The sequence below is a fragment of the Chryseomicrobium palamuruense genome (assembly GCF_042649045.1).
In the GTDB taxonomy this organism is placed as follows: Bacteria; Bacillota; Bacilli; order Bacillales_A; family Planococcaceae; genus Chryseomicrobium; species Chryseomicrobium palamuruense.
On record NZ_JBHSEF010000009.1, the window covers coordinates 384,022 to 402,578 of the forward strand.

Sequence of the window (18,557 nt, forward strand, 5' to 3'; positions counted from 1 at the left end):
GGGGGAATCGGCATGACTCGTTTTTATGACACAGTAAAGCGTTTTGAAGCGGTGGAAAGTTTTTTATGGGGACTGCTCGCAGTTGTAGGCGTGCTTGTCTGGCTTGGCGGAAGCGTTGCCGATGAACCACGTGTACGTGTGGTGGCGGATAATAATAGCAGGGCGGCACAAGAAGTGAAACAGGAGACCGCGCAGGCACTTGATCTTGCGAAAGTGGAGACGTTAGAAGAAGTTTTGTATCCACCGAAACGAGTGGGGGGCGTGGTGACTCCTCAAGGCGTTTATCTCGGACATGACGTGCGGCTCGGGGATGGACGTGGGGATAACTTTTGGTGTATCCTCGTAAAAAACAGTTGTTACGATGAGCAAGATGTTGAAGAACCAAAATCGTTCTTTGTGATGCTCTGGAAACGGTGGTTTTCCACAGACGACGTAGCAACTCATCCACAAGATGGGGATAAGGTAAGTAAAGAAGAAGGATGACGCAAAATGACAAAGATTTTAGTTGTGGACAGTGCTGGGGATAACATAGAAAGTTATGCACGAGTTGTGGACAAGTGGCTGGCGGGGGACGTTGTTGCCTTCCCAACAGAGACGGTTTACGGACTTGGAGCAGACGCACGCAATGCGGAAGCCGTTGCGAAAATTTTCGAAGCGAAGAGTCGCCCAGCAGACAACCCACTCATTGTACATATCGCAGAAACCAAGCAACTGCAAGGGATTGCGGCATCGGTGCCTAAAAAAGCAAAGCGTGCCATGGATGCATTCTGGCCAGGACCATTTACTGCGATTCTCCCTGTAGTGTCAGGTGCTGTTGCGGAAAATGTCACGGCTGGGTTATCCACAGTCGGTGTTCGCATGCCGTCACATCCAGTGGCGCGAGAGCTCTTGAAGCAAGCCGGAATTCCGATTGCTGCGCCCAGTGCGAACCGCAGCGGCAAGCCAAGCCCAACCTCGGCAAGCCATGTAGCGGAAGATCTCGACGGGCGCATTCCATTGATTGTGGACGGCGGCCCCGCGACAGCGGGTCTCGAGTCCACCGTGGTGGACTTCTCCGTCGAGCCCCCAGCGCTACTGCGCCCGGGCTCGGTGACGGAAGAGATGCTCATCGCCGTCGTCGGCGAAGTGCAAGGCGCCGGCCGTCTGCGTGAAGAGCAGGCGCCGAAAGCGCCGGGAATGAAGTACACGCACTATGCGCCAGATGCGCCCGTGCGGCTCGCGTTCCTCGAAGAGGACGGCGTGGCCGAGAAGCTTGCGCGGCTCCGCGAAGCGGGCCGGCGCGTGGCGCTTGTGGCGGTGGAGGAGCACCGCGGCTTACCGCATGACGCGTTCCTGTCGCTCGGCAAGGCCGGCGACTGGGCTGGCATCAGTCGCGAGCTGTTTGCTGCGCTGCGCGCGTGCAACCAGCTGGATGTCGACGTCATCGTCGCGGGCGCCTACCCGAGGGAAGGCCTTGGCCAAGCGCTGATGAACCGCCTCGAGAAGGCGGCGGGCGGCGAGTACTTATGATGACTCGAAAGGAGGGAATGGGATGAAAATCGTATTTGTATGTACAGGAAACACGTGCCGTAGCCCGATGGCCGCTGCCATTTGGCGAGAGCAAGGCATCGAAGTGCAGTCGGCAGGCGTCCACGCAGCGCACGGCGCACCGATGTCACACTTTGCGCAACAGGCGCTTGCGGAAAAAGGATTACCTGCGGAGCACTCGTCACAACCGGTAACGGCAGAGTTACTAGAGTGGGCAGACGTGGTGCTCACCATGACTTCTTCCCATAAAGAAGCAATTCTTTATCGCTTCCCTCACGTGGAAGACAAAGTCTACACTTACGCAGAGTATGCAGCCCCCGATAATCCGTTCGAAATCGCGGACCCGTTCGGTGGTACATTGCAAGACTACCAGTTCACTCTTTATCAATTAGAAGAATTACAGAAACAGATGCTCATGCGTCTCGAAAAAAACTCCGACTGAGGATTTTCCTCGGGTCGGAGTTTTTTGAGTTAAAAGATTTAGCAACACCCCTGAAAAAGAGCGAGGTCCATTCTAGACGTTTACCCGGTCCATTTGAGCATGTTCCCCGGTCCAATTTCAGCATATTAATCATTCAACCATGTTCGTGGGTCCATTTTCGGCATCTACCCGGTCTAATCAGGCTTGTTACCCGGTCCATTCCAGAACACTACCCGGTCCATTGAATAATAATAAACAAAAATTTAACCCCTAATGTTTCAACCCCTATTTAGCAAAACCCACAACTCGAGTTGCGGGCAAATTAAACAGCTTCTTCCCCACCCCCAAACGTCCGACCTTTATCCAATATATTTTAAGAACTCCGAAATAATGATATGATAAATAAGAACACACGAATAGAAATGAGGGAAACAACGTGAACATTGCGATATCATCGGATCACGGCGGCAATAACTTGCGCAAAGAAATCATGGGGCTGCTCACAGAAATGGGGCATCAAGTGACTGACTTTGGTCCACAAACCCTTGACTCTGTCGATTACCCAGACTATGCAAAGCCAGTATGTGAAGGCGTCGCAGGTGGCGACTTTGAAGCCGGCATTCTGATTTGTGGAACAGGTATTGGTATGTCCATTGCAGCAAACAAATATAAAGGGATTCGCTGTGCGCTTGTGCATGACGTCTTCTCTGCCAAAATGACGAAATGTCACAATAACTCAAACGTACTCGCAATGGGTGAGCGCGTTATCGGACCTGGTCTCGCACGAGAAATCGTCGCAACATGGTTGACGAACGAATTCGAAGGCGGCCGTCACGAGACACGCGTCAATAAAGTTGCAGCCATTGAATCATCTAGGTAAACCACTTCTTTCAGAGGAGGAATTCGAATGACCGTAACGAAGGAATGGCAAGCTCAGCTCGAACAGCTACTCGCAGAACTGGAAGAACTCATCGAAATCAAACCGTGCACACTCTTTGTGGTCGGTTGCTCCACCTCCGAAGTGATTGGCAAAAAAATAGGAACAGCCGGGGCGCGAGAAGTTGCAGAAGCACTATTCGGGCCACTCGAAGAATTCGCTCGAAGAAAGAGCGTCTACCTCGCATTCCAGGGCTGTGAACATATTAATCGTGCATTGACGATGGGGCGTGAGACAGCTGAAAAATTTCAACTGGAAGAGGTCGCCGTGATACCTGTCGCTTCTGCGGGAGGATCGATGTCTGCCTACGCGTATGAACAATTCCATGACCCTGTGGTAGTGGAACACGTTCGCGCGCATGCAGGTATTGATATTGGACAGACACTTATCGGGATGCACCTAAAAGAAGTGGCCGTCCCGGTTCGAACGTCAATCAAATTCATTGGTGACGCCATCGTCACAACAGCAACAACACGACCTAAGCTCATTGGTGGCCGGCGTGCATTTTACGGAAATTAGGAGGAACAACACGTGAAGAACATTCAAGCCCAAGATTCAGCAGTATTTGAAGCAATGGAAAACGAGAAAAAGCGTCAACAGGCAAACATCGAATTGATTGCCTCTGAAAACTTTGTATCGGAAGCAGTAATGGAAGCACAAGGCTCTGTCCTGACTAATAAATATGCCGAAGGGTATCCAGCGAAACGGTACTACGGCGGCTGTGAACATGTCGACATTGTGGAAAATATTGCGCGTGATCGCTTAAAAGAACTGTTCGGTGCAGAACATGCGAACGTTCAGCCACACTCGGGCTCTCAAGCAAACATGGCGGTTTACATGACGGCCTTGCAACAAGGCGACACGATTCTTGGGATGAACTTATCTCACGGTGGCCATTTGACACACGGATCACCTGTTAACTTCAGTGGTATTCAGTACAATTTCGTAGAGTACGGCGTAAGCAATGGGAACGAATTGATCGATTATGAAGATGTTCGTCAAAAAGCACTGGCGCACAAACCGAAAATGATCGTTGCAGGGGCAAGTGCTTACTCACGTACAATCGACTTCGCAAAATTCCGTGAAATCGCGGACGAGGTTGGTGCGTACTTGATGGTTGATATGGCTCACATCGCAGGACTTGTCGCTGCAGGCCTTCATCCGAATCCAGTTCCGCATGCGCAATTCGTCACATCGACAACGCACAAAACGCTTCGCGGTCCACGTGGTGGATTGATTTTAACGACAGAAGAGTGGGCAAAGAAAATCGATAAGACAATCTTCCCTGGAATCCAAGGTGGCCCGCTAATGCACGTCATCGCTGCGAAAGCTGTCGCATTTGGAGAAGCACTTCAAGAAGACTTCAAAGTGTATCAGCAACAAGTTATCAACAACGCCAAAGCTTTAGCTGATGCCTTGTCATCTGAAGGCATCCGTATCGTTTCAGGTGGAACTGACAATCACGTCTTCTTGATTGACGTGAAGGGCATCGGTCTAACCGGAAAAGTGGCAGAACACGTGCTGGATGAAGTCGGCATCACTGTCAATAAAAACACGATTCCGTTCGATCAAGAAAGCCCGTTCGTCACGTCTGGAATTCGCATCGGAACTCCTGCTGTCACATCTCGTGGCTTTAAAGAAGAAGAGATGCGAGAAATCGCTTCAATCATTGCGGATCTTTTGAAGAACCATGAAGATGAAGCAACGCGTAAAAATGCCGCAGAGCGCGTGAAAGCTTTAACAGACAAGTATCCGCTATACGCATAATCCATACAAAGAGTCACATTCTATTGCCTAAATAGATGTGGCTTTTTTTGGGAGTTTTCCGTAAACTAAGTGTTACATCGGAAGTTCGCTAAATAAGGAGGAAAGACGACATGGGGCAGCAAGTAGATTACAAGATTCGTACAGAATTATTGCACTGGATCAAGAAGATCGGAAGTCAGTTCGACACGAGTTATATTGTCCGTGATCCGTCGATTCCTGAAAAACCGATTGTTTATGTCAACGAAGCATTTACAAAAATAACAGGCTTTGCAGCGAATGAAGTCATTGGCGAGTCCATCACGATTTTGCATGGTGAACGCCGTTTCGATAGCATGGAAAAACGGATTGATGAAGATTTGGAGATGGCTGGTTCCACGAGACTGGAAGTCTTGAACTTTCATAAAGACGGAACACCGATCTGGTTTAATGTCATAGCGCAAACATTCCGAAATCCACAAGGGGATCCAATATATGAAGTCGCTTTCCAGACCGACATTACCGTTCAAAAACAACAAGAAGCTATTATTGAGATGCAAGCAGTGATTTATGAGGGCATTGAAAATGGCTATGATATTAGCGTTCTCCTCCAAGAGATTTGTAATAAAGTGGAACAGTTTTTTATCGAAGGAACGATGTGCACTATTATGGCCGTTCGTGATAATAAACTCCATAATATGGCAGGAAAGTCGCTTCCTTTTGCGTATCGCGAATCAATTGAAGGACTCGATATCGGTCCCTTCGTTGGATCGTGCGGAGCTGCCGCATATCTCCAGCAAATTGTGATCACAGAAAATCTAGAAACGTCCCCAAATTGGCTTCCTTACCTTGGCGAAGGGCCGAACGAGTTTGGACTTAAATCATGTTGGAGCTTCCCAATCATCAATCATGCGAAAGAAACGATTGCTACGTTCGGCATTTATTTTACACAAGTCAATCAACCTGCCCAAAACGATTTAACCTTTATCCAGAAGATTGTGCCGCTTGTTTTACTTGCTCTGCGGAACGCGGAAGATCAGAAAAAGATACTGCACCTTGCTTACCGTGATCAAGAGACCGAACTGCCGAACATGAACTACTTTTATAATGATGTAAAAGAACTTGATGAAAATGGAGAGAACAGATTCATAGCCGTCATCTCGTCGTTCAATTATCCTGAAATTGTCGATATGTTTGGGCGGGAAATCGCTTCGCTTGTGTTACGGGAAATCGGGAATCGATTAAACGATATTCTCGTGGATTACGACTACGTGTTAAGTCGCTTCACAAGTAGCGCCTTAATCATTGCCGGAAACACGAAGCGTGACGACTACCGTGAAATAGTGAAACTCCTCTTACGTGTTGGACATTTTCCAATCAGGATCGACCGGATGGAAATCTATTTGCCGATACAAATGGGAGTCATTCCATACATAAAAGGGGCAGACGTCCATCAGCTGATTCGCCAGGCGGACCTTGCGTTATCCGAAGCGCGGAAGCGAAACGGCGAGCAGGTGTATTACTATGCACCAGAGATGGAGGAGTCCATCAAGCACAATATGGAGCTGCAAAGTGCGATTGAGACCGGCCTCCGGAACCAGGAGTTCACAGTCCATCTTCAGCCAAAAGTAGATATGGAGAGTGGGCGAATTATCAGTTTCGAAGCCCTTGCCCGCTTGAATTCGAGCAAACTTGGCTGGGTATCTCCGATTGATTTTATTGATGCGACGGAAAAGGCTGGAAAGATTGAGCAGCTCGAACACCTGATTATTCGTCAAGTGCTCGCATGGATTTCAAAACGAATTCATATGAATCAGCGCGTGTATCAAGTTGCCATTAACATTTCACCGAACCACTTTTATTCCGCGTATTTTGTGAAGGGATTGCTAGGTTTAATAGAAGAATACGGAGTTTCACCATCCTCTATTGTGATTGAACTGACGGAGAGTATTGGTCTAGGGGACCTTGACAAAGCAAAGACGATTATTCGGGAACTGAAGAAAGCTGGTATCGAGTGTTCCATCGATGACTTTGGAATTGGCTACTCGTCCTTAAGTTATCTGCAGGAACTTCCGATTTCGGAAATCAAGATTGACCGCAGCTTTATTAATCAAATTCAGCAAAGTGGCACACGGGTCATCTTACAAGCCATCATCGACATCGCGGACAAGCTTGACATCCGGGCCGTTGCGGAAGGTATTGAGACTTATGAGCAGATGATCTTGCTTCGCGGCATGAGTTGTTCGATAGGTCAGGGCTACTATTTTCATAAGCCGATGTCTCTAGAACAAATAGACGAAATAATCAAAACCGAGGAGACCTAGAAAGTCTCCTCTTTTATTTGCTATAATAGGTCAGAATGAAACCAAGAGGAGTGAAGAGGATGTCAAAAGTATTTGTTTTTGATCACCCGCTGATTCAGCATAAATTAACGTATATTCGCAGCATCGAGACGGGAACGAAAGAATTCCGCGAGCTGGTGGATGAAGTCGCTACACTGATGGCGTTTGAAATCACACGTGATATGCCGCTCGTCGAAACGGAAGTCGAAACGCCTGTGACAAAAACAAAATCGATGGTTCTTGCAGGGAAGAAAATGGGCATCGTGCCAATCCTGCGTGCCGGTATCGGGATGGTAGATGGCATCTTGAAGTTGATTCCAGCTGCCAAAGTAGGACACATCGGTCTTTACCGAGACCCACAGACACTCCAGCCTGTTGAATATTATGTAAAATTGCCAGCAGACGTCGAAGAGCGCGACTTCATCGTTGTCGATCCAATGCTTGCAACAGGTGGTTCCGCTATCGAAGCCATCAACTCTCTAAAAAAACGTGGCGCAACCAGCATTAAATTCATGTGCCTCATCGCGGCTCCTGAAGGCGTCGAGCTTCTTCAAAAAGCGCACCCGGACGTAGATGTCTACATTGCAGCGCTTGATGAGAAACTTAACGACCACGGTTACATCGTGCCAGGTCTAGGCGATGCAGGGGATCGTTTGTTTGGAACGAAGTAAAATCTAGATGTGGAGAACGCTCGTTCAGAAACCGTGAGCTAAGACGGGGGCTCCAAAAATGCGCCCTTTGCATTTCTGGAGGTCACGGCTTAGTGAAGGGGTTTCTAGCGTTCGTAACTCGATACTATCTAGATGTGGAGCCACCTGCTCCAGAAACGCCGAGAAAATCAGGCGGAGCCAATGAGGCGCTCTATGCCTCAATGGATGCGAATGATTTTGGAGTGTGTTTCTAGGTGGCGCAACTCGATACTATCTAGATGTGGAGCAGGCTCGCTCTGAAATTCGATATCATGAATCCTCGTGAAAATCCCTCCCTTTCCGGAGCGAGAATCCCCGAGCCTCCTCGTGGTTACCCAAAGCTTGCGCTTTGCTCCCCACTGTGGGGTCTCGTGAATCCTCTGATGCTCCCGGAGTCTCGGAATTTTCACTCGAATTCATTCTCTAGATGTGGAGCCACCCGCTCTCCTGCAAGCAACCGTTCATTAGCCATGATTCTTAATTTATTTGCCATGACCGTAAAGTTATTAGCCATGAATCCAGAGTCATTAACCAAGTTCAACAATCCATTAGCCACAGACCGAATGACGGAAACCATTTCATCATCAACAACAAAGAGACCTGTCCAGAAACAGGTCTTGTTTCATAAAAGGAGAACCTCATGAAAAAGTGGAAAGTAATGACCATCTTTGGCACACGCCCGGAAGCCATCAAAATGGCACCGCTTGTGCTCGAACTACAAAAGCAAGACGACATGGAATCCATCGTGGCTGTCACTGCACAGCACCGTCAAATGCTTGATCAAGTATTGACGACTTTCAACATCACACCCGATTATGACCTGAACGTCATGAAAGACCGTCAGACATTATTTGATATCACAACGAATGTCCTCCACGGGCTGAACGATGTGATGCAAGAAGCGAAACCGGACATCGTGCTAGTCCATGGTGACACATCTACAACATTTGTCGGAAGCTTAGCCGCTTTCTACAACCAGATCGCTATCGGTCACGTGGAAGCTGGTCTTCGTACAGGCAACAAATACTCGCCGTACCCGGAAGAGATGAACCGTCAACTGACAGGTGTTCTTGCGGACATCCATTTCGCACCAACAGAAAAGTCAGCTGACAACCTTCGTGCGGAAAACAAACCGGAAGAGTGGATCGTAGTAACTGGGAACACGGCGATCGATGCACTAAACACAACAGTTCGTGACGAGTACACGCATCCGATCCTCGACACAGTGGGCAACGACCGCATGATCTTACTCACAGCACATCGTCGTGAGAACCTAGGCGAGCCGATGCGCAACTTCTTCCGCGCCATCAATCGTTTGCTGGAAGCGCATGAGGATGTTCAAGTCGTTTATCCGGTTCACATGAATCCAGTCGTGCGCGAGATTGCGAACGAAGTACTTGGCAACAACAAGCGTGTTCACTTGATCGAACCGCTTGAAGTTATTGACTTCCACAACATCGCTGCACGTTCGCACATCATCTTAACGGATTCCGGTGGTGTACAAGAAGAAGCACCATCACTAGGGAAGCCAGTGATTGTGTTACGTGACACAACGGAGCGTCCGGAGGGGATTGAAGCAGGTACACTGAAGCTGGCCGGTCTCGACGAAGACCGCATCTTCGACCTTACGAATGAACTGCTTTCTAGTCCGGAAGCATACGAAGCGATGTCGAAAGCATCCAATCCATATGGTGACGGAACCGCATCAAGCCAAATCGTTGAAGCGCTCCGTAAATTCCTAAGTAAATAAGAAGAAACTCCATTCCGGCTGAATTTGGTTCATGCCGGAATTTTATTATGTATCGTCATGAACATTCTCTACTTTTAAAGAAGGAAAGTTCGTGAACATAGGCATCCGTACCAAAGGGCCTCTTCATTGATACCAAACGGTCTGTTCATTCATACCAAATGACGTGAAGGGAGTACTTTCTGGAAGGATTCATACCAATACAGGGGCTGATCCGTACCAAACTGCCTTTTCATTGATACCAAAACAGCCGCCTATCCATACCAAATTACGCACTCCGCGAAGAAACTGCCCCTCGTAAAGAAATACGTTGAAGTGGGGAAGGGCTTTCTAGAAAGTGATTCCACCTACAAGGGGTTTGTCTCGTTGGAATAAATCCTCTAGGAGGCGACTTGAAAACTCAGAATCACATCTTTTTTAGGCCTCATAAAACATAACTTATGAATTATGTCCGGAATTTGTCGGTACCTGGTACTATGTGATGTTTTTCACAGGAGGCAATTGACATGAAATAGGCGCTATTGTATGCTTACAAAGGATAATCATGATAGGGGTTTCATACTGAAATCCGACTGTCTATTCCACTTTCTGCAAGCTAGCGTCTTCATTTGAGAAGCACCCCAGAACCAGCGAAAAATCTCGCTTCCATTCGAATCTAAATTCAGGAGAATTCCAATGCTCAATTTGTTACATATTTACCAGCGGCAGAAAAAGTACATACTCTTTTTGCTCGCAGCCTGTGTCCTCGGTGCAGCGTTTACGCCGTTTTTGACTATTTTTGCGGGCATCGGTCTTGGAGCAGTCTTTGGACTTTACAACTTCTGGATCTTACAGCGTCGAATGCTGAAGTTTGACCGTGCTTTTGATCAAGGAAAAAAGCGCGTCAGTCTCGGTACTGGATTACGCTTTGCTTCAGGAATTGCGGCAGTGGCCATCGCCCTATCGCTACCTGAATATTTCCACTTGATCAGTACGGTAATTGGTCTAATGATACCGTATGTTCTACTGGTCATAGAACAGCTAGTATTTGCGATACGCAAACAAAATGAAGATGCGAAAGAGAGGTGAACTACTAGTGGATCATTTAGCTCCAGAATATGAGTTTCTCGGTATGACAGGGAACTGGTCGACGCTGATGATGCTTGCCATCACGACGCTTATCGTCTTCTTGATTGCCGTCATTTCGACACGTAACTTGAAACTCAAACCAACAGGGATGCAAAACTTTATGGAGTGGATTATGGACTTCGTAAAAGGCATCATTAAAAGCAACATGGACTGGAAAACAGGCGGAAGCTTCCACATTCTTGGAATTACGCTTCTAATGTTTATCTTTGTTTCGAATATCCTTGGACTCCCATTTGCCATTGTTTATGACGGATACTTGTGGTGGAAATCACCAACAGCTGACCCAGTCGTAACGATGACACTCGCGGTAATGATTATCGCAATGACAAACTATTACGGTGTGAAAGCCAAAGGGTTCAAAGGGTACATCAGTGACTTTGCAAAGCCGCTGCCATTCATGGCACCACTTAAAGTCATTGAGGAATTCGCCAACACGTTGACACTTGGTCTACGTCTTTACGGAAACATCTACGCAGGTGAGGTATTACTAGGTTTAATTGCCGGTCTTGCCACAGCAAGTGCATTTGGCTTCATTGGAGCCATCATTCCAGGTATGGCCTGGATTGGATTCTCGATCTTTATCGGGGGTATCCAATCGTTTATCTTTGTTATGTTAACGATGGTGTATATGGCACACAAAGTGGCAGACGACCATTAATATAAACTGAAGGGGACTTCAGTATAAAAAATCAAACCAACACATTAGGAGGAAAATACACAATGACAGGTTCAGTAGGTTTATTAGCAGCAGCTATCGCAATCGGATTAGGAGCACTTGGTGCAGGTATCGGTAACGGTCTTATCGTTTCAAAAACAGTTGAAGGAATCGCTCGTCAACCAGAAGCACGTGGCGCACTTCAAACAGTTATGTTCATCGGGGTTGCATTAGTTGAGGCCCTTCCAATCATCGCAGCAGTTATCGCGTTCATCGCATTGAACCAATAATTGATTAAAACTCAAGTGGCGGAGAGTATCCGCCATTTCCTTTAAGAAACACAACCACAGAAAATAACAAAGTTTTTGTTTACTCAATAGAAGCAAGAAACGACGGAATAGCGTTTGAAAGGAGTGAAACAATCGTGTCTTTTGATTACCTTGCACTCGGGGCTGGCGCCACGGGGTTAAATACATGGGATATCTTAGCGACGTTATTCTTCTTTACACTGCTTATGGTGTTATTGAAGAAATTCGCATGGGGTCCATTAATGGGAATCATGAACGAGCGTGAGCAGTTGGTAGCAAGCGAAATCGAAGCAGCTGAAAACAGCCGCATCGAATCACAAAAGCTACTTGACGAGCAGCGCGAATTATTAAAACAAGCACGCACGGAAGCATTGGCAATCGTTGAAAACGCGAAGAAACAAGGCGACGTTTCTCGTGACGAGATCATGACGACTGCACGTGAAGAAGCAGCTCGTTTGAAAGAGTCTGCTGTCCGTGAAATCGAAACAGAAAAAGCACGCGCGATTGCTGCGGTACGTGAGGAAGTTGTTTCCTTGTCAGTACTTGCTGCGTCTAAAGTGCTTGAGAAAGAAGTTACGGAAGAAGATAATCGTGCATTGATCGAGGCTACGATTGCGAAGGCAGGCGAAGCGAAGTGAGCAAATCTGCAGTAGCAAAGCGTTACGCCATCGCTTTATTCGAACTGGCACGAGAAAACGACACACTTGTTGCAACACGTGATGACCTAACGGAAATCAAAGCAGCTTGGAAACAAGATGCAGATGTACAAGCGTTGTTCGCTTCTCCTAAACTTTCTTTAGCTAAGAAGAAAGAAATGATTCGTACCGTTTTCGGTTCAGCAAGCCCAGCTGTTGTGAATACACTTCAATTACTTGTTGAAAAGAAACGTCTTCACGAATTACCTGCCATTGTGGATGAATTCAGTGCATTATCAAACAATGCACAAGGAATTGCAGAAGCAACTGTTTACTCAACACGTGCGTTAACAGATGAAGAGCGAGCACACATTTCTGCTGCATTTGCACAAGAAGTGGGCAAAGGCTCCCTCAACATCCAAAACGTAGTGGATCCGTCTCTTATCGGCGGACTACGCATTCAAATCGGAAACCGCATTTACGACAACACATTGAGTTCTAAACTTACTCGCTTAAAGCGTAATTTGATCGGTTAATACTATAGAAATATGAGAGGTGACATACATGAGCATCAAAGCTGAAGAAATCAGTGTCTTGATTAAGCAGCAGATTCAAAACTACGAATCTGAAATGAAAGTAAGCGATGTGGGTACAGTTATCCAAGTCGGTGACGGTATCGCTCGTGCTCATGGTCTCGACAACGTCATGGCTGGAGAGCTTCTTGAGTTCTCAACAGGTGTACTTGGTATGGCGCAAAACCTTGAGGAAAACAACGTAGGTATCGTTATCCTTGGACCATACACAGACATCAAAGAAGGCGATGAAGTACGTCGTACAGGCCGTATTATGGAAGTACCAGTAGGAGAAGCGCTTATCGGGCGTGTTGTTAACCCACTTGGTATGCCACTAGATGGGCAAGGTCCTATCGCAACAACAAAATCTCGTCCGATCGAAAGCCCAGCACAAGGTGTTATGGCACGTAAATCGGTTCACGAGCCACTTCAAACAGGTATCAAAGCAATCGATGCACTAGTGCCAATCGGTCGTGGACAACGTGAGTTAATCATCGGTGACCGTCAGACTGGTAAAACATCTGTAGCTATCGATACAATTCTTAACCAAGCTGACCAAAACATGATCTGTATCTATGTTGCTATTGGACAAAAAGAATCTACTGTACGTAACGTAGTAGAAACTTTACGTAAAAAAGGCGCACTAGATTACACAATCGTTGTAACAGCTTCGGCTTCTCAACCATCTCCATTACTATACCTAGCTCCTTATGCTGGTGTAACAATGGCAGAAGAATTCATGTTCCAAGGCAAGCACGTTCTTGTCGTGTACGATGATCTTTCTAAACAAGCTGCGGCTTACCGTGAGCTTTCACTTCTATTAAAACGTCCTCCAGGTCGTGAAGCGTATCCAGGGGATGTATTCTACTTGCACAGCCGTTTACTTGAGCGTGCTGCAAAGTTGAATGAAACACTTGGTGCAGGTTCGATCACTGCATTACCGTTCGTTGAAACACAAGCAGGGGATATCTCAGCTTACATTCCAACAAACGTAATCTCGATCACAGATGGTCAGATCTTCTTACAGTCTGATTTATTCTTCTCTGGTGTACGTCCAGCAATCAACGCGGGTCTTTCTGTATCACGTGTAGGTGGTTCTGCCCAGATCAAAGCAATGAAAAAAGTTGCAGGTACACTTCGTCTTGACTTAGCGGCTTTCCGTGAACTTGAAGCATTCGCTCAGTTCGGTTCAGACTTAGATGCATCTACTCAAGCAAAACTAAACCGTGGTCAACGTACTGTTGAAGTATTGAAGCAAGACTTGAACTCTCCTATCAAAGTGGAGAAGCAAGTTGTCATTCTTTACGCTCTAACACGTGGCCTTCTTGACGATGTTGCCTTAACGGATGTTCGTCGTTTCGAAAGCGAACTTCTTAGCTGGTTAGATTCAAACCACACAAACGTTTTAGATCACATTCGTACTACTAAAGATCTTCCTGCAGACGAAGATGTAGTGAACGCAATCAACGAGTTCAAAAAGACATTTGCAGCAAGTGAATAAGTTCGAATAAAAAACGATAAGGTGGTGAAATACCAGTGGCATCATTACGCGATGTAAAAAATCGAATTACGTCTACAAAGAAAACTAGTCAGATCACAAGAGCCATGCAAATGGTTTCGGCTTCGAAATTGAACCGTGCTGAATCGAATGCGAAAGCATACGTTCCGTATATGGGGAAAATTCAAGAGGTCGTAGCAGCCATCGCATCCGGTTCAGCTGACGCAAGTCATCCAATGTTGACTTCTCGTCCTGTCCAAAAAACTGCATACCTTGTGATCACGTCTGATCGTGGTCTTGCAGGAGCTTACAATGCAAACGTTTTACGTGCGGTAACAACTGCAATCAACACGCGTCATGCATCTGCAGATGATTATGTCATCTTTGCAATCGGGCGCATGGGTCGCGACTTCTTCTTGAAGCGAGGCGCGAACGTGATTGAGTCGGAAGTTGGACTTCCTGACCAACCTTCTTTTGCAGACATTAAAGAGATTGCACGCAAAGCTGTTGGTATGTTCACAGAAGGTACGTATGACGAATTGTATATGTACTACAACCACTTTGTCAGTGCCATTTCTCAAGAAGTTACAGAGAAAAAGGTACTGCCATTAACGGATATCGCACCTGAAGCAGGAACAGCATCGTATGAATTCGAGCCGTCTCCTGAAGCCATCTTAGAAGTATTGCTTCCGCAGTACGCTGAGAGCTTAATCTTCGGTGCGCTACTCGACGGAAAAGCAAGTGAACATGCTGCACGTATGACAGCAATGAAGAGTGCAACAGACAATGCATCCGATTTAATCAACAGTTTGACATTAGTATATAACCGTGCACGTCAAGCGGCGATCACTCAAGAAATTACCGAGATCGTTGGCGGAGCGTCAGCATTAGAATAAAGTAAGACAGGAGGGAACAGTAGTGAACAAAGGATATGTTCTACAGGTAATGGGACCGGTTGTTGACGTGAAATTCAGCAACGGCCAGCTACCAGAAATCTACAATGCATTAACTGTAGCGATCGAACGTCCAAATGAAGCGCCTTCTACTTTAACACTTGAAGTAGCGTTACACTTAGGTGATGATTCAGTTCGCACAATCGCAATGTCTTCAACGGATGGTTTGAAGCGTGGCGAGGAAGTAACAGACTTGGGTGCAGCTATCTCTGTTCCAGTTGGAAACGCTACTTTAGGTCGCGTATTCAACGTATTAGGAGAAGTTATTGACTTAGGAGAAGAGATCCCGTCTTCAGAACGTCGTGATCCAATTCACCGTCTTGCACCAACGTTCGAAAACCTTTCAACAGAAGTTGAAATTCTTGAAACAGGTATCAAAGTAGTTGACCTTCTAGCACCATACATCAAAGGTGGTAAAATCGGTCTCTTCGGTGGTGCCGGAGTAGGGAAAACGGTTCTTATCCAAGAACTGATCAACAACATTGCTCAAGAGCACGCAGGTATCTCTGTATTTGCTGGAGTTGGTGAGCGTACGCGTGAAGGAAATGACTTATTCCACGAGATGAGCGATTCAGGCGTAATCAAGCAAACAGCAATGGTATTTGGTCAAATGAACGAGCCACCAGGCGCACGTATGCGTGTTGCTTTGTCTGGTTTGACAATGGCTGAGTATTTCCGTGATGAGCAGGGTGCAGACGTACTTCTTTTCATCGACAACATCTTCCGCTTCACGCAAGCAGGTTCAGAGGTATCGGCACTATTAGGTCGTATGCCATCTGCCGTTGGTTACCAGCCAACACTTGCAACGGAAATGGGTCAATTGCAAGAGCGAATCACGTCGACGTCAACAGGTTCTGTAACATCGATCCAAGCGATCTATGTACCAGCCGATGACTACACGGATCCAGCTCCTGCAACAACTTTCGCTCACTTAGATGCAACAACTAACTTAGAGCGTAAACTTTCTGAAATGGGTATTTACCCTGCAGTAGATCCACTTGCTTCTACTTCACGTGCACTTTCTCCTGAAATCGTAGGCGAAGAGCATTACACAGTAGCTCGTCAAGTTCAGGTAACATTACAGCGCTACCGCGAACTTCAAGATATCATCGCTATCTTAGGTATGGATGAATTATCTGATGATGATAAGCAAACAGTTAACCGTGCTCGTCGTATCCAGTTCTACCTGTCTCAGAACTTCCACGTAGCGGAGCAGTTCACAGGTCAACAAGGTTCGTACGTACCGGTTAAAGAAACAGTTCAAGGGTTCAAACAAATCCTTGAAGGCAAATACGACCACCTTCCTGAAGATGCTTTCCGTCTAGTTGGACGCATCGAAGAAGTAATCGAAAAAGCAAAAGCTATGGGTGTAGAAGCCTAATACGAGGGACCAGGAGGAAAGCAAATGCCGACATTAACAGTCAATATTGTCACTCCAGACGGCCCAGTATACGATGGTCAAGTAGATATGGTGATCGCGAAAACGATCACAGGTGAAGTTGGGATTTTGCCAGGGCATATTCCAATGGTCGCACCTCTTGAAATTGGTGCAGTGAAGCTAAAGCGTGATGGCAAGGTCGAGTACGTTGCGATCACTGGCGGCTTCGTTGAAGTTCGCCCTCAGCAGGTATCGATTTTGACACCTTCTGCAGAGCTTGCTGAATCTATTGACGCTGCTCGTGCGAAAGAAGCACTTCGTCGTGCCGAAGAGCGCTTGCAGTCTAAACAAGATAACGTCGATTTCAAGCGTGCGGAACTTGCGTTACAGCGTGCCATGAATCGTATCAACGTTAAAGAGGGTAATATGTAAATTGCGTAAACTTCCTCGTCCACCTTTTCGGTGGGCGGGGTTTTTTGTATTTTAGCCAGTAATCAAAACAACTCATTCAACTTCTCTTGAGGTAGTATGCAATCACCCATTGCATATCGTGAGGTTGGACGACGGGACAGGTTGACAATGACAACGGTTTGTACTGTAATCTAGAAGATTTATCCTGCAATCATCACAGTTTTCCCTTCAATAAAAATACAATCCATTAATAAATGAATTTTTCCCTATAATTCAATGAATCATTCCCGCAATCCCCGTCCCCCGGTAAACATTGTCACAAATAAAGACCTTAAATGGCTAAAGCCCTTACTAGGAATATCTTAAGTAGCCATCTGACATCATTCATCATTCCTAAAATCCCCTAAATATTCGTATAGGAACGGCCAAAACTCATTATGATATATATTCACTTGGGACAATCTAAAAAATCCTCCATCATCTACACTGAGACAAAGGGGGAATCAAATGGAAAACCATCAAAATGCAAAGAAAATTGAACGTAAGAAAACGCACTATCTGATTGGTCTAAAGGAACTGAGTATGCGAATACCGGTAACGAATCAAAAGGAACGTAGCTACTTTCCACGACTTCATGCAGCTGCTCAAGCAGGGTACAATGGTGAGATGAAAATTGATCATATATTGGAACGAGTGCCGCTACCAAAACTACATTCAATTTTTACAGACTTTCAAACACAATCGAAATTTGGATCGTTCTATCAAATGGATACGCTTGTGTGAACGAATCGGTATATTCTACTTTTAGAAATCATAAATATTCGTGGCACAATTGATTTTCATACAAATCCTGCACATATTCTACGGACCTACGAAGGTGTTACAGAAAGAGGGATTGTCTGGTCCATCAACTTCATCGAGATCTGCAAACATTGAAATCCATTATAGAGCCTACTATACAAACAATTCCAATCTATTCAGCCATTGTCTTTTCACACGCTCAAGTAAGAGTGTCGAGTTATCCGGAACAAACTAAGATTCTTTACAAAAACCAAGTAAACTTCTTCATTGAAAAATTAAATTCACTTCCGGAAAAGTGCGAGCACAAAGCATTCCAATCTTTGATAAAACGTCTCAAGTCCCATCATTTAAACTTTACTAGTGTCCTTCTCAATGCACGATATTCTCTTGAAGAAAGTAGCTTAAGGAGAGGTATATTTTGCAAAATCTGTGAGGAACCAATGATTGCTCTTGAAAACTCGAAAATGTTTACTTGCACCCTTTGTAATCTCTCAGAAAAATATGCTGTAAAGCGTTCTATAATTGGACTCTTTGAGATATTCGGAAATCCACTTAAACTGAATCAGTGCAGAACACACTTAACTATCCATTCCAAAGAAAAGATCTACTACGCACTGAAACAACTCCAATGTAAACGGATAGGCAATACAAAAGCAGCCGCCTATTTCTTTCCTGCCAAATAAATAAAAGCGAAGAACAATCCCCAGGTTCTTCGACATTTCCCCTACAAGTTTCTATGCACCTGACATCCACCAAATAATTTCACACCAAACCCCCACAAATCTCTCAACCAATCCGAATGAATTCATGGA

General features: G+C 46.0%; 19 protein-coding genes. All 19 read left to right on the forward strand.

Annotated elements, in window-relative coordinates; translation table 11 throughout:
* Nucleotides 1-12 precede the first annotated feature (12 nt).
* The 19 genes from ACFO0S_RS03410 (at nt 13) to ACFO0S_RS03500 (ending at nt 17,727) form a co-directional block, all read left to right on the forward strand.
* Nucleotides 13-483 carry a stage II sporulation protein R gene (locus tag ACFO0S_RS03410; RefSeq protein ID WP_378140190.1) on the forward strand — a complete coding sequence of 157 codons (471 nt, stop codon included), beginning with the start codon at nt 13-15 and terminating at the stop codon, nt 481-483.
* Nucleotides 484-489: 6 nt separating this feature from the next.
* Nucleotides 490-1,509: an L-threonylcarbamoyladenylate synthase gene (locus tag ACFO0S_RS03415; protein WP_378140192.1), complete on the forward strand. Its 1,020-nt coding sequence runs from the start codon at nt 490-492 to the stop codon at nt 1,507-1,509.
* Nucleotides 1,510-1,531: 22 nt separating this feature from the next.
* Nucleotides 1,532-1,969 carry a low molecular weight protein arginine phosphatase gene (locus ACFO0S_RS03420; protein ID WP_378140194.1) on the forward strand — a complete coding sequence of 146 codons (438 nt, stop codon included), beginning with the start codon at nt 1,532-1,534 and terminating at the stop codon, nt 1,967-1,969.
* A 415-nt stretch (nt 1,970-2,384) separates the two neighbouring features.
* Entirely contained in the window at nt 2,385-2,828 is a 444-nt protein-coding gene (gene rpiB / locus ACFO0S_RS03425; RefSeq protein WP_378140196.1) for a ribose 5-phosphate isomerase B, read from the forward strand.
* Nucleotides 2,829-2,855: 27 nt separating this feature from the next.
* Nucleotides 2,856-3,404: a TIGR01440 family protein gene (locus ACFO0S_RS03430; RefSeq protein ID WP_378140198.1), complete on the forward strand. Its 549-nt coding sequence runs from the start codon at nt 2,856-2,858 to the stop codon at nt 3,402-3,404.
* Nucleotides 3,405-3,416: 12 nt separating this feature from the next.
* Nucleotides 3,417-4,652 (forward strand): serine hydroxymethyltransferase, encoded by a 1,236-nt coding sequence (glyA, locus tag ACFO0S_RS03435; protein WP_378140200.1) that lies wholly within the window; start codon nt 3,417-3,419, stop codon nt 4,650-4,652.
* A gap of 110 nt (nt 4,653-4,762) precedes the next feature.
* Nucleotides 4,763-6,952: a bifunctional diguanylate cyclase/phosphodiesterase gene (locus ACFO0S_RS03440; protein ID WP_378140202.1), complete on the forward strand. Its 2,190-nt coding sequence runs from the start codon at nt 4,763-4,765 to the stop codon at nt 6,950-6,952.
* Nucleotides 6,953-7,011: 59 nt separating this feature from the next.
* Entirely contained in the window at nt 7,012-7,641 is a 630-nt protein-coding gene (gene upp / locus ACFO0S_RS03445) for a uracil phosphoribosyltransferase (protein ID WP_378140204.1), read from the forward strand.
* 658 nt (nt 7,642-8,299) lie between these two features.
* Nucleotides 8,300-9,409 (forward strand): non-hydrolyzing UDP-N-acetylglucosamine 2-epimerase, encoded by a 1,110-nt coding sequence (gene wecB / locus ACFO0S_RS03450; protein ID WP_378140206.1) that lies wholly within the window; start codon nt 8,300-8,302, stop codon nt 9,407-9,409.
* 672 nt (nt 9,410-10,081) lie between these two features.
* Nucleotides 10,082-10,474 carry an ATP synthase subunit I gene (locus ACFO0S_RS03455; protein ID WP_378140208.1) on the forward strand — a complete coding sequence of 131 codons (393 nt, stop codon included), beginning with the start codon at nt 10,082-10,084 and terminating at the stop codon, nt 10,472-10,474.
* A 7-nt stretch (nt 10,475-10,481) separates the two neighbouring features.
* On the forward strand, nt 10,482-11,192 hold the full coding sequence (atpB, locus tag ACFO0S_RS03460) for a F0F1 ATP synthase subunit A (protein WP_378140210.1): 711 nt from the start codon (nt 10,482-10,484) through the stop codon (nt 11,190-11,192).
* Nucleotides 11,193-11,254: 62 nt separating this feature from the next.
* Complete coding sequence (gene atpE, locus ACFO0S_RS03465; RefSeq protein ID WP_204589783.1) at nt 11,255-11,479, forward strand: F0F1 ATP synthase subunit C; 225 nt, start codon at nt 11,255-11,257, stop codon at nt 11,477-11,479.
* 134 nt (nt 11,480-11,613) lie between these two features.
* Nucleotides 11,614-12,135 (forward strand): F0F1 ATP synthase subunit B, encoded by a 522-nt coding sequence (atpF, locus tag ACFO0S_RS03470; protein ID WP_378140213.1) that lies wholly within the window; start codon nt 11,614-11,616, stop codon nt 12,133-12,135.
* Nucleotides 12,132-12,668, forward strand: a complete 537-nt coding sequence (locus ACFO0S_RS03475) for a F0F1 ATP synthase subunit delta (protein ID WP_378140215.1) — start codon at nt 12,132-12,134, stop codon at nt 12,666-12,668. Before atpF ends, ACFO0S_RS03475 begins: the two co-directional genes overlap by 4 nt.
* Nucleotides 12,669-12,696: 28 nt before the next feature.
* Nucleotides 12,697-14,205, forward strand: a complete 1,509-nt coding sequence (gene atpA, locus ACFO0S_RS03480; protein ID WP_378140217.1) for a F0F1 ATP synthase subunit alpha — start codon at nt 12,697-12,699, stop codon at nt 14,203-14,205.
* A 35-nt stretch (nt 14,206-14,240) separates the two neighbouring features.
* Nucleotides 14,241-15,098: an ATP synthase F1 subunit gamma gene (gene atpG / locus ACFO0S_RS03485; protein ID WP_378140219.1), complete on the forward strand. Its 858-nt coding sequence runs from the start codon at nt 14,241-14,243 to the stop codon at nt 15,096-15,098.
* 22 nt (nt 15,099-15,120) lie between these two features.
* On the forward strand, nt 15,121-16,536 hold the full coding sequence (gene atpD, locus ACFO0S_RS03490; protein ID WP_378140221.1) for a F0F1 ATP synthase subunit beta: 1,416 nt from the start codon (nt 15,121-15,123) through the stop codon (nt 16,534-16,536).
* A 24-nt stretch (nt 16,537-16,560) separates the two neighbouring features.
* Nucleotides 16,561-16,965, forward strand: a complete 405-nt coding sequence (locus ACFO0S_RS03495; protein WP_378140223.1) for a F0F1 ATP synthase subunit epsilon — start codon at nt 16,561-16,563, stop codon at nt 16,963-16,965.
* 486 nt (nt 16,966-17,451) lie between these two features.
* Entirely contained in the window at nt 17,452-17,727 is a 276-nt protein-coding gene (locus ACFO0S_RS03500) for a hypothetical protein (protein WP_378140225.1), read from the forward strand.
* The last annotated feature ends 830 nt before the right edge of the window (nt 17,728-18,557 follow it).

Coding starts and splice junctions, on each gene's coding strand:
- ACFO0S_RS03410 (WP_378140190.1), top strand. CDS start 13: ATGACTCGTTTTTATGACACAGTAAAGCGTTTTGAAGCGGTGGAAAGT.
- ACFO0S_RS03415 (WP_378140192.1), top strand. CDS start 490: ATGACAAAGATTTTAGTTGTGGACAGTGCTGGGGATAACATAGAAAGT.
- ACFO0S_RS03420 (WP_378140194.1), top strand. CDS start 1,532: ATGAAAATCGTATTTGTATGTACAGGAAACACGTGCCGTAGCCCGATG.
- ACFO0S_RS03430 (WP_378140198.1), top strand. CDS start 2,856: ATGACCGTAACGAAGGAATGGCAAGCTCAGCTCGAACAGCTACTCGCA.
- ACFO0S_RS03440 (WP_378140202.1), top strand. CDS start 4,763: ATGGGGCAGCAAGTAGATTACAAGATTCGTACAGAATTATTGCACTGG.
- upp (WP_378140204.1), top strand. CDS start 7,012: ATGTCAAAAGTATTTGTTTTTGATCACCCGCTGATTCAGCATAAATTA.
- wecB (WP_378140206.1), top strand. CDS start 8,300: ATGAAAAAGTGGAAAGTAATGACCATCTTTGGCACACGCCCGGAAGCC.
- ACFO0S_RS03455 (WP_378140208.1), top strand. CDS start 10,082: ATGCTCAATTTGTTACATATTTACCAGCGGCAGAAAAAGTACATACTC.
- atpE (WP_204589783.1), top strand. CDS start 11,255: ATGACAGGTTCAGTAGGTTTATTAGCAGCAGCTATCGCAATCGGATTA.
- atpA (WP_378140217.1), top strand. CDS start 12,697: ATGAGCATCAAAGCTGAAGAAATCAGTGTCTTGATTAAGCAGCAGATT.
- ACFO0S_RS03495 (WP_378140223.1), top strand. CDS start 16,561: ATGCCGACATTAACAGTCAATATTGTCACTCCAGACGGCCCAGTATAC.
- ACFO0S_RS03500 (WP_378140225.1), top strand. CDS start 17,452: ATGGAAAACCATCAAAATGCAAAGAAAATTGAACGTAAGAAAACGCAC.